The organism is Erythrobacter sp. AP23 (assembly GCF_001542855.1).
GTDB lineage: Bacteria > Pseudomonadota > Alphaproteobacteria > Sphingomonadales > Sphingomonadaceae > Qipengyuania.
Window position 1 is genome coordinate 25,018 of record NZ_LNBY01000017.1, and the last position, 11,255, is coordinate 36,272.

Consider the following 11,255-nt stretch of genomic DNA (forward strand, 5'->3'; position numbering starts at 1 on the left):
ATCCGGCGCGCGCCGCCGACGCCTATTTGAGCGGGAGGATCTTACCGATGATGTATTCGGCGGCCTCCTCTGCGGTCATCTCGACCGTGTTGACGCGGATTTCGGGGTCCTCGGGCGCTTCATAGGGGCTGTCGATTCCGGTGAAGTTCTGCAGCTTGCCCTCGCGCGCCTTCTTGTAGAGGCCCTTGACGTCGCGCGCCTCGGCAACTTCCAGCGGCGTGTCGACGTGGATCTCGATGAACTCGCCACCATCGATCATGTCGCGCACCAGCTGGCGATCGGCGCGGAACGGGCTGATGAAGGCGGTCAGCACGATCAGCCCGGCATCGGTCATCAGCTTGGCGACCTCCCCGATCCGGCGGATATTCTCGATCCGGTCGCTTTCGGTGAAGCCCAGATCCTTGTTGAGCCCGTGGCGGACGTTGTCGCCGTCGAGCAGGAAGGTGTGCCGGTTCATCAGCGCCAGCTTCTTTTCGACCTCGTTGGCGATGGTCGATTTGCCCGAGCCCGACAGGCCGGTGAACCACAGCACGCGCGGCGTCTGGTTCTTCATCTCGGCATGGTGTTTGCGCGAGATATCGGTCGGCTGCCAGTGGACGTTCTGGCTGCGACGCAGGCTGAAATGCAGCATCCCCGCGCCAACCGTGTGATGGGTGATCTTGTCGATCAGGATGAACCCGCCGAGCACGCGATTGTCCTCATAGGGATCGAACACGATGCGCTTGTCGGTGGTAATCTCGCACACGCCGATCTGGTTGAGATGGAGCGTCTTGCAGGCGAGATGCGACCCCGAGCCCGCCGGATTGTTGACGTCGATCTCGTACTTGGGATGCGCCACGGTCACGCTGACGGTCTGCGTGCCGAGCTTGAGCCAGTAGGCGCGGCCCACGACCAGCGGCTCGTCGTCCATCCATACGATGGTGCTCTCGAACTGGTCGGCGACTTCGGGCGGGCTGTCGGCGGAGGCCAGCACGTCGCCGCGCGAGCAGTCGATCTCGTCCTCGAGCGTGATCGTCACCGACTGGCCGGCGACCGCTTCATCGAGGTCGCCATCCATCGTGACGACGGACCTGACTTTGCTGGTCTTGCCCGACGGCAGCGAGCGCAGCATGTCGCCCGGCTTGACGGTGCCGGTGGCGATCTGGCCCGCAAATCCGCGGAAGTCGAGATTAGGACGATTGACCCATTGCACCGGCATCCGGAAGGGCTTCGCCTGGTTGGCGGTGTTGTTGACCTCAATCGCTTCGAGATGGTCGATCAGCACCGGGCCGTCATACCAGCCGGTGTTGTCCGAACGCGTGGTGATGTTGTCGCCGGCAAGGCCCGACATCGGGATGGCGGTAAAGCTTTCGATGCCGATGCTCTTCGCGAAGGCCTCGTAATCGGCGACGATCGCGTCATATTTTTCCTGGTCGTAGTCGATCAGGTCCATCTTGTTCACGGCAAGCACCAGATTCGTGATGCCGAGCTGGTGGCACAGGAAACTGTGGCGCTTGGTCTGCACCAGCACGCCCTTGCGCGCATCGATCAGGATTACGGCGGCGTCCGCGGTCGAGGCACCGGTCACCATGTTGCGCGTATACTGCTCATGCCCTGGGCAGTCGGCGACGATGAACTTGCGCTTCTCGGTCGCGAAAAAGCGATAGGCGACGTCGATCGTTATGCCCTGTTCGCGCTCGGCGGCAAGGCCATCGACGAGGAGGGCGAAGTCGATTTCCTGCCCCTGCGTGCCAATCTTCTTGCTGTCGTTCTCGAGCGCAGCCAGCTGGTCCTCGAAGATCATCTTCGAATCGTAGAGCAGGCGGCCGATCAGCGTCGATTTGCCATCATCCACGCTGCCGCAGGTGATGAAGCGCAGCATCGACTTGTTCTGGTGCTGCTCGAGATAAGCCTCGATATCCTCGGCGATCAGGGCGTCGGTCTTGTAGATCGGGTCGGTCATCAGAAGTAGCCCTCCTGCTTCTTCTTCTCCATCGACGCGTCGCCCGCGTCCTTGTCGATCACGCGGCCCTGGCGCTCGCTGGTGGTGGTGAGTAGCATTTCCTGCACCACTTCCTGCAAGGTGGACGCCTCGCTTTCCACGGCGCCGGTCAGCGGGAAGCAGCCCAGCGTGCGGAAGCGGATCGAGCGGGTGGTGATCTCCGGGCGATAGCCCATGGCCTTCTCGAGCCGGTCGATATCGTCGGCCATGAAAAGGCCGCCATCGTGCTCGTAGGTCGGGCGCTTGGCGCTGAAATAGAGCGGCACGATCTCGATGTTCTCGGCCATGATGTACTGCCAGATGTCGAGCTCGGTCCAGTTGGACAGCGGGAAGACGCGGATGCTCTCACGCTTCTTCTTGCGCGCGTTGTAGAGGTTCCACAGCTCGGGACGCTGGTTCTTCGGGTCCCAGCCATGCGTGGCGGTGCGGAAGGAAAAGATGCGCTCCTTCGCGCGGCTCTTCTCCTCGTCGCGGCGTGCACCGCCGAAGGCCGCGTCGAACCCGTGCTTGTCGAGCGCCTGCTTGAGCCCCTCGGTCTTCCACATGTCGGTGTGCAGCGGGCCGTGGTCGAACGGGTTGATCCCGCGCTCGGCGGCTTCCGGGTTCTGATGGACGATCAGTTCCATCCCCGCATCTTCTGCGGCCTTGGCGCGCAGCTTGTACATTTCCTGGAACTTCCACGTCGTATCGACATGCATCAGCGGGAACGGCGGGGGCGAGGGGTAGAAGGCCTTTTTGGCAAGGTGCAGCATCACGGCGCTGTCCTTGCCGATCGAATAGAGCATCACCGGCTTGTCCGCCTCGGCGGCGACTTCGCGCATGATGTGGATGCTTTCGGCCTCGAGCCGCTGCAGATGGGTCAGGGTCCTGGCGTCGGTCATTGGGTGGCTCCGCTATTCTTCGCAATGAAATAGGTCGGCGTGGCGCATATGGACCTCCCAAATGGGAGGTGATAGAAAAAGTTGCATGCGTATTCCCAATCTCGGCGAGACCGATCTGCTGGTGCCGCTGCATTCGGGCGTGTTCGAACAACCCATGTGGCAGACCTTCCTGCGCCAGCTGAGGCGGGTGTGCGAGGCGCAAGGCGTGTCGATCCGGCTCGAAAGTGCGGGCGAAGGCGGCGACGTCACGCTGGCGGAGGGAAACACGTTCGCTCTTGCCAAGGCCGATATGCGCGAAGGGAGGGTCTATTCGGGCGAGGAATTGGGCACCGGGCATGTATCGCTGCGCGCCGTTCGGCTCGGGAACGAGGGCCTTGCGCTCACGCTGGTGGTCCTGTCTCCCGGCGCGCCCGGGGCCGAGATTGCCAGCCTGATTTCGGCGCTCGTGCCGCATCTGCGTGTCGCGTTGCAGGTGCTTGCCTCGCTCGAGCGCGAGCGCAGCCGCGCCTCGGTCAGCGCAGAGGCCTTTCGCCGAATGAATTTCGGCTGGATCGCACTCGACGAACGCTGCCGCATCGTCGATCTCGATGCGCAGGCCGAGCGGCTCCTCGCGCGCTCGGGCGCCTTGCGCCGCGGACCTTACGACCGGCTGGTCCCGGCCCTGCCCGCGATCGACCGCCAGCTGACCGCGCTCGTCAAGGCCATGGCGGGGGACCGGCGCCATCGCCCCCGCGCGATCAATCTCAGCCAGGATCCGTGGACCGACATCCTCGTTGCGCCCGTGCGGATCGAGGCGCTCGCCGGAAAGGATAAGGCGGTGGCAGTGGTCTATCTGCGTGGCGACCGCTCCTCTAGTGCCGACCGGCACGAACAATTGGTCGATGTCTTCGACCTGACGCCCGCCGAAGCGCGGCTCGCCTGGTCGCTCGCGCAGGGGCTCTCGATTGCGCAGGCGGCGAAAGCGCATGGGCTGACCGTGGAGACCGCGCGCTATTATTCGAAGAAAATCTACGCCAAGACTGGCGCGCGGGGACAGGTGGACCTGGTGCGCAATATCCTTACCGGGGTGCTGGCGCTGGCCTGACAATTATCAGGCATTGCGAGGAGCCGCAGGCGACGCGGCAATCTATGGCGCCGGGCGGGCTGCGGGCTCCGGTGATGGATTGCTTCGCGGCTTCGCCGCTCGCAATGACTTCGATCTAGTCGGTGCGGGCGGTCAAATCGGGCCAGAAATTGTCGGCGCCGCGTGCGATGACTCTGCTGCCGAGTTTCGCGCTCCAATAGGCGTCGTTGCCGTGTTCGGAGCGCCATTGCCACAGGCGGCGGGTGAGGTGTTGCAGGCTGTATTCCTGCGTGAAGCCGATGGCCCCGTGGACCTGGTGCGCGATCGCCGTGCCGACTTCGACCGCCCGGTTCGCGCGCAGCTTGGCGGCCGCAATCTCGAAATCGGCGGCTCCGCGATCGAGCGCCTGCGCGGCTCCCATCGCCGCACAATTGGCGGCAGCCGCCTCGCAGGCGAAAGTGGCAAGGCTCTGCTGCACCGCCTGGAACCTGCCCAACGGCCGACCGAACTGCTGGCGCTCGTTGACGTAACCGACCGACAGCGCGAGCGCCGCGTCGAGCGCTCCGGCTATCTGGCAAGAGCGTGCGAAAGCCATCGCAAGTTCGCGGTCAACGCCCTCGGCCCGCTGGATCACCAGCGCTGGGAGGTCGATGCCGAGCGCGTGATATCCGGAAAGCCGGAAGACGGTCAGTGCATCGAGCCAGTCGCCGCCGAAGCCGCCCTCGGCCTCGGACACCAGCAGCAGCGGCAGGCCGAGTTCCTCGAGGCGTGAAAGGTCGCGCTCCTCGCTTGCGTTCGGGCCGAGTTCTGCGAACAGCGGATCGGCCATTTCCGCCAGCATGCGGCGGGTGTCGCTCATCCCAAGGTCCGTCATCGAAGCCCCAGCCCCCTTGCGATGATGCCCTTGATGATCTCGCGCGTTCCCCCGCGCAGCGAAAAACTGGGGCTGACCTGGAGCAGGTAGAAGCAGACCGCGTGCAGAACCTCGGCTTCGGCATCGCCGAAATCGACCGCCGCCTGCACCAGCTGCGGGATCGCCTGCTCGTAGGAATTGCCGAGGTCCTTGACGATGGTCGCCTCCAGCGCCGGATCCTCTCCGCGCGCCAGCTTGGCCGCGACCGAGGCGCTCATCAGGCGCAGGGTCCATGCCTCCGCCGCCAGCCGCCCGACCAATTGCGCCAGTGCCGGATCGTCCTTCGCGCCGGCATAGCGCACCAGTTCGAGGAACAGCACCATGGAGGACAGGTATCGTTCCGGCCCCGAGCGTTCGAGCGAGAGTTCGGCCGTTGCCTGTTTCCATCCTTCGCTCTCCACGCCGAGCAGGGCGCTAGCCGGCAGGCGCACGTCCTCGAAGAACACCTCGTTGAATTCATGCGCGCCGGTAAGGTCGACGATCGGCTGCACGCTGACGCCGGGCGCATCCATAGGGATGACGAATTGCGAGAGGCCCGCCTGCCGCTCGCTTCCCTCTTCGCTGCGGACCAGCGCGATCATGAAATGGCTGACATGCGCGCCGGTGGTCCAGACCTTCTGACCATCGATGACCCACTCGTCCCCGTCGCGCCGCGCGGAGGTGCGCACCGAGGCGAGATCGGAGCCCGAGCCCGGTTCGCTGAGTCCGATGCAGGCATAGGCCTCGCCGCGCGCGATCGCGGGCACCCAGCGGCGCTTCAATTCCTCGTTGCCGAGCCGCAGCAACAAAGGCGCGCTCTGCCGGTCGGCGATCCAGTGCGCGCCGACCGGGGCACCCGCCGCCAGCAGTTCCTCGATCACCACGTAACGTTCCAGCTGGCTGCGTTGGTGCCCGCCGTACTCCTTGGGCCAGGTCATGCCGAGCAGTCCCGCTTCGCCCAGTTTACGGCTGAAAGCGGGGTCGGCCTTGGTCCAGCTGTTGGCGCGGCGGACGGGATCGCTCTCCCCGTGCTCCGCTACCAGCGTACGCACCTGCTCGCGCAGGGCAGGCGCAGTATCGGGCCAGTCGACCGTTTCGGTGACGAAGGTCTGCAAGGGCTCTCCTCTCTCGCGCACTGCTCTCGCCAATCTCACGCCGCAGCGCAAGACCCGTTGCATCGAGCAACGAATCCCGACAGTGTATGAGGCAAGAGACGAATCCCCAGATTTGCGCGAGGAGAGAGCAGATGACCGACTACAAGAACCTGATCGACGGCGAGATGGTCGATAATGGCGAATGGCTCGAGGTCCTGAACCCGGCCAACGAGCAGGTCGTCGGCCGCGTGCCCGCTTGCGGCAAGGACGAGCTCGACCGCGCAGTCGCCGCCGCCCGCCGCGCCTTCAAGGAGTGGAAGAAAACGAGCGCAGAGAAACGCCAGAAGGTCGTTCAGGGCATCGCCGCCGCGATCAAGGAGAACGCCGACGAGCTCTATCGCCTGCTCACCACCGAGCAGGGCAAGCCGCATGCACAGGCGCAGCAGGAGATTTACGGCGCTGCGGGCCTCGCCGCCGCGCAGTCGACGCTGACGCTCGACGATGTAGTCAATCAGGATGACGACACGCGCCTCTCGCGCACCCGCCGCGTGCCGGTGGGCGTGGTCGGCGGTATCGTGCCGTGGAACTTCCCGGTCATGATGGCGATCCAGAAGATCGTCCCTGCGCTGGTCGCGGGCTGCACCATCGTGCTCAAGCCCTCGCCCTTCACCCCGCTCACCACGCTGCGGATTGCAGAGTTGATCAAGGACGTCGTACCCGCCGGGACAGTCAATATCATTACCGGCGAGGACAGTCTCGGCCCGATGATTACCGAGCATCCGGATATCGACAAGATCACCTTCACCGGCTCGACCGCTACGGGGAAGAAGATCATGGAAGGCGCGAGCGGGGACCTGAAGCGCATCACGCTGGAACTCGGCGGTAATGATGCCTCGATCGTGCTGCCCGATGCCGATGTCGAGAAAGTGGCCGAACAGCTCTTCTGGTCGAGCTTCTCCAACGCCGGCCAGGTCTGCATCGCGGCCAAGCGCGTCTACATCCACAAGGACATTTACGACGATCTGTCGAAGGCGATCGCCGAATATGCCAAGACCGTGGTCGTGGGCGACGGTTCGCAGCAGGGCACGGGCGTCGGTCCGATCCAGAACAAGAAGCAATACGAGCGCGTGCTCGAGCTGATCCAGGACGCCAAGGACAATGGCTACAAGTTCCTGACCGGCGGGGACAAGGACCCCTCGGGCACGGGCTATTATGTGCCGATCACCATTCTCGACAATCCGCCCGAGGATGCGCGGATCGTGGCCGAGGAACAGTTCGGCCCGGTCATGCCGCTGCTCAAGTTCGACAGCGTTGATGAAGTCATAGAACGGGCGAACAATTCGGAATACGGCCTCGCGGGCGCGGTCTGGACCAAGGACACCGACAGGGGCGTCGAGATTGCCGAACAGCTCGAAACCGGAACGGTATGGATCAACGAATTCATGCATTTGTCGCCCTTTGCGCCCTTCGGCGGGCACAAGCAGTCGGGCTTCGGCGCCGAATACGGCTTGGATGGGTTGAAGGAATTCACCTATCCGCAGGTCATCACGGTCAAGCGCGACGCGGCCGTCTGATCACGCGTCCTGATCCGGGCGGGGCGGGCCGAAGCCCCCTCCGCCCGGGGTCAGGATCACGAAGGCATCGCCGGGCTGCATTTCGGCCGACCCTGTCGCGCTGATTTCCTCGCGCGTGCCATCTGCGCGTTCGACCCAGTTGCGACCAGGAGAGGCGTCCTCGCCTCCGCAGATACCGCGCGGTGCCACTTCACGCCGGTTGGCGAGCATGTTGGCGCGCATCGGCTCGAGGAAGGTGATCCGCCGCTCCACTCCGTCGCCGCCCGTGAAGGTGCCTTCGCCGCCAGAGCCGTGGCGAATGGCGAAGCGGTCGAGCCTGACGGGCAGCCGCGTTTCGAGGATTTCCGGATCGGTCAGCCGCGAATTGGTCATGTGCGTCTGCACCGCGCTGGTGCCGGGATGGTCGATCCCTGCGCCCGAACCGCCGCAGATCGTCTCGTAATACTGGTGCGCCGCGTTGCCGAAGGTGAAGTTGTTCATCGTCCCCTGCGCTGGCGCGAGGCGGCCGGTCGCTGCGAAGAGCGCGTCGGTCACCACCTGGCTGGTCTCGACATTGCCCGCGACCACCGCCGCGCCCGGGTAGGGATTGAGCATGGAGCCTTCGGGCACGACCAGCTCGACCGGGCGCAGGCAGCCGTCGTTCATCGGGATCGCATCGTCGATCAGCGTGCGCACGACATAGAGCGCGGCGGCGCGGGTGATCGATTTGGGCGCGTTGAAATTGCCGGGAAGCTGGTCGCTGGTGCCGGTAAAGTCGAACACTGCGGAGCGCGCCTCGCGGTCGATGCGGATGGCGACTTTCACAGTTGCGCCATTGTCCATCGGATAGGCGAAGCTGCCGTCGTCTAGCTTGCCGAGCAGCCGACGTACGCTTTCCTCCGCATTGGCGAGAACGTGGTCCATATATGCGCTGACGACCGCGGCCCCTTGGTCGCGCGCGGCGGCATGAAGCAATTCCTGCCCACGCGTGCAGGCTGCAAGCTGGGCGCGCAGGTCGGAGATATTGCGGTCGGGATTGCGCGCCGGGTAGGTGGCCGAGGCGAGAAGTTCGCGCATTTCTGCCTCGCGGAAGTGCCCCTCGTCCACTAGCAGCACATTATCGATGAGGACGCCTTCCTCCTCGATTGTGCGGCTTTCGGGCGGCATGGATCCGGGCGCAATCCCGCCGATGTCGGAATGGTGCCCGCGCGCGGCGACGAAGGCATCGGGCTCGCTAGCATTGTCGCCGAAGAACACAGGCACGATGACCGTGATGTCGGGGAGGTGCGTGCCGCCCCGGAAGGGATCGTTGAGGACATAGGCGTCGCCTCGCCGGAACCCGCGCCCGCCGCGCTGGTCGCCCCGCGCCTCGATCACTCGCGCGATGCTGTCGCCCATGCTGCCGAGGTGCACCGGGATATGCGGCGCATTGGCGATCAACGCGCCGCTCGCATCGAACAGCGCGCAGGAAAAATCGAGCCGCTCCTTGATGTTGACCGAGGTCGCGGTCGACTGGAGGACGACGCCCATCTCCTCGGCGATGGCCATGAAGAGATTGTTGAAGATCTCTAGCCTGACGGGATCGACTTCCGTCCCCGCCGCTCGTTCGCGGGTAAGCGGAACCGCTCGGGTGAGGACGAGGCCGCCGTCCTCGGCGAGCCGTCCCTGCCAGCCCTCCTCGACCACGGTGGTAGAGGAGGGGTCGATGATCAGCAGCGGTCCGTCGCGGGTTTCGCCTTGGGCCATCGCGGCACGTTCGAGCGTGGGCCAGTGGCCCGATGCTGTGCCGCTGGCGGCGATGGGTTCGGCCTCGAGCGCTCCTAGTCCGCCCGAAGTGCCGCTCGCCTCGACGCTCAGCGCCTCGACGATGATCGGTGCCTCGGCGTCGGAATAGCCGTAACGCTGGCGGTGGAGCGTCCGGAACTGGCGGTCCATTTCGGCCATGTCAGTGCAATGGATGGCAAGCAGGCTGTCGCTGCCCTCGAACCTTAGCCGGGCGCGGGCTTCGAGCGTGATGGCGTGTTGATCGATGCCCTGTTCGAGCAATGCTTCCCGCGCTTCGCTTTCGAGCGCGCCAAGCTCTTCCGAGAACCCGGCTTCGAGCCCCCGCACAATGCTCACCTCGCGGATCGCCTTCACCGGAGCGAGGCCGATCCCGTAGGCCGAGAGGATGCCCGCGAGCGGGTGGACGAGCACGGTCTCCATCCCCAGCGCATCGGCCACGCGGCAAGCGTGCTGACCTCCCGCGCCCCCGAAGCAGGCAAGCGCGTAGCTTGTAACATCGTGCCCGCGCGCAACGCTGATTTTGCGGATAGCGTTGGCCATGGAATCGACCGCGATTTCGAGAAAGCCCTCGGCGATTTCTTCGAGCGATTTGGACGCGTTCAGCGCTGCCGCGACCTCTTCCAGCCGCTTTCGTGAGCGGCCCGGGTCGAGCGGCTGGTCGCCGCTTGCCCCGAAGACGCTCGGGAAGAAGGCCGGGTCGATGCGGCCGAGGAACAGGTTGCAGTCGGTCACCGTCAGCGGGCCGCCCTTGCGGTAGCAGGCAGGTCCCGGATCGGCGCCTGCGCTTTCCGGCCCGACGCGGAAGCGTCCACCGTCATATTGGCAGATCGATCCGCCACCCGCCGCCACTGTGTGAATCTGCATCATCGGCGCCGCGACTCGCACGCCCGCCACCACGCTGTCGCCGGTCAGCTCGTATTCGCCCGCATAATGCGCGACGTCGGTGCTGGTCCCGCCCATATCAAAGCCGATCAGCTTGCGATGGCCCAGTGGCTCGCTCGCCGCGACCATCCCGACCACGCCGCCCGCCGGTCCGGACAGGATCGCATCTTTCCCTCGAAACGCGCCGACCTCGGCCAGCCCGCCGTTCGACTGCATGAAGCGCAGCGTGCCGACCTCGGGAAGACCCGCCTGCAGCCCGTCGGTGTAGCGCCGCAGCACGGGCGAGAGATAGGCATCGACCACCGTTGTATCGCCTCTCGGAACGAGGCGGATCAGCGGGGAGACTTCGTGGCTCACGCTGACCTGCGCGAAACCAAGCTCGCGGGCGATCGCGGCGAGCCGTTCTTCGTGCTCGCGGTATTTCCAGCCGTGCATGAGCACGATGGCGAGTGTGTCGAAGCCTTCGTCGCGCAGAGTGGAGAATGCCACGCGTGCCGCATCCTCGTCGAGCCGGAGCAGGACCTTTCCATCGGCGGAGACCCGCTCTTCGATCTCGATAACTCGCGAAGGGAGCTGCTCGGGCAGGACGATATGGCGCGCGAAAATCTCGGGCCGCGCCTGATTGCCGATCCGCAGCGCATCGCCGAAGCCACGGGTGATGGCGAGTGCCACGCGTTCGCCTTTGCGCTCTAGCAGCGCATTGGTGGCGACCGTGGTACCGATACGCATCTCGGCGATCGGTCCATCGCCATGGCTAGTCATCAGGCGCCGCACGGCCTCGCTTGCGGCGTCCCGGTAGTGGCCTGGATTTTCGGACAGCAGCTTGTCGGTCACGAGGCGACCCTCGGGTGTCACCGCGACGACGTCGGTGAATGTTCCGCCCCGATCGACGGCAAAGCGCCAAGCGCCCGTTCCAGCCCCATTATCCATGCCGACGCGCTTCGCACGCGCGGCGGGCAAGATCAAACCGATCATGAGGCTGGAGCGGCAATGCGCCCATCCGTTCTTGCTCCGACCAATTGCCAAATCGGCTGTTAACCATTTTTCGCTAGCCCCTTGGAGCGCGGCGGGAGGGGGTCTCGTCGCTGAACGGAATTGGGGTCGCTTATGCACCAACCGAACCG

General features: G+C 65.0%; 7 protein-coding genes. 2 read left to right on the forward strand and 5 right to left on the reverse strand.

The features are described from left to right. Positions 1 to 22: 22 nt before the first annotated feature. Both cysN and cysD read right to left on the reverse strand, forming a co-directional pair. Complete coding sequence (cysN, locus tag ASS64_RS10050; RefSeq protein ID WP_067693681.1) at positions 23 to 1,942, reverse strand: sulfate adenylyltransferase subunit CysN; 1,920 nt, start codon at positions 1,940 to 1,942, stop codon at positions 23 to 25. After that, positions 1,942 to 2,862, reverse strand: coding sequence for a sulfate adenylyltransferase subunit CysD (gene cysD, locus ASS64_RS10055; RefSeq protein WP_067693683.1), 921 nt, complete (start codon positions 2,860 to 2,862; stop codon positions 1,942 to 1,944). Before cysD ends, cysN begins: the two co-directional genes overlap by 1 nt. An 85-nt stretch (positions 2,863 to 2,947) precedes the next feature. On the opposite strand from cysD, the gene ASS64_RS10060 reads away from it, so the two are divergent. Further along, positions 2,948 to 3,946 (forward strand): helix-turn-helix transcriptional regulator, encoded by a 999-nt coding sequence (locus ASS64_RS10060; protein WP_067693687.1) that lies wholly within the window; start codon positions 2,948 to 2,950, stop codon positions 3,944 to 3,946. A gap of 115 nt (positions 3,947 to 4,061) precedes the next feature. On the opposite strand, the gene ASS64_RS10065 is transcribed toward ASS64_RS10060, so the two are convergent. Both ASS64_RS10065 and ASS64_RS10070 read right to left on the reverse strand, forming a co-directional pair. After that, the gene (locus ASS64_RS10065; RefSeq protein WP_067693690.1) at positions 4,062 to 4,784 is read right to left on the reverse strand and encodes an acyl-CoA dehydrogenase family protein; all 723 of its coding nucleotides are present in this window, start codon (positions 4,782 to 4,784) and stop codon (positions 4,062 to 4,064) included. Positions 4,785 to 4,795: 11 nt separating this feature from the next. Then, complete coding sequence (locus ASS64_RS10070; RefSeq protein ID WP_067693693.1) at positions 4,796 to 5,932, reverse strand: acyl-CoA dehydrogenase family protein; 1,137 nt, start codon at positions 5,930 to 5,932, stop codon at positions 4,796 to 4,798. 131 nt (positions 5,933 to 6,063) lie between these two features. Between ASS64_RS10070 and ASS64_RS10075 the strand changes: the two genes are divergently transcribed. Next, the gene (locus ASS64_RS10075) at positions 6,064 to 7,485 is read left to right on the forward strand and encodes an aldehyde dehydrogenase family protein (RefSeq protein ID WP_067693695.1); all 1,422 of its coding nucleotides are present in this window, start codon (positions 6,064 to 6,066) and stop codon (positions 7,483 to 7,485) included. Here ASS64_RS10075 and ASS64_RS10080 read toward each other — a convergent pair whose 3' ends face one another. Beyond that, on the reverse strand, positions 7,486 to 11,061 hold the full coding sequence (locus ASS64_RS10080; protein ID WP_067695162.1) for a hydantoinase B/oxoprolinase family protein: 3,576 nt from the start codon (positions 11,059 to 11,061) through the stop codon (positions 7,486 to 7,488). Between the last annotated feature and the right edge of the window lie 194 nt (positions 11,062 to 11,255).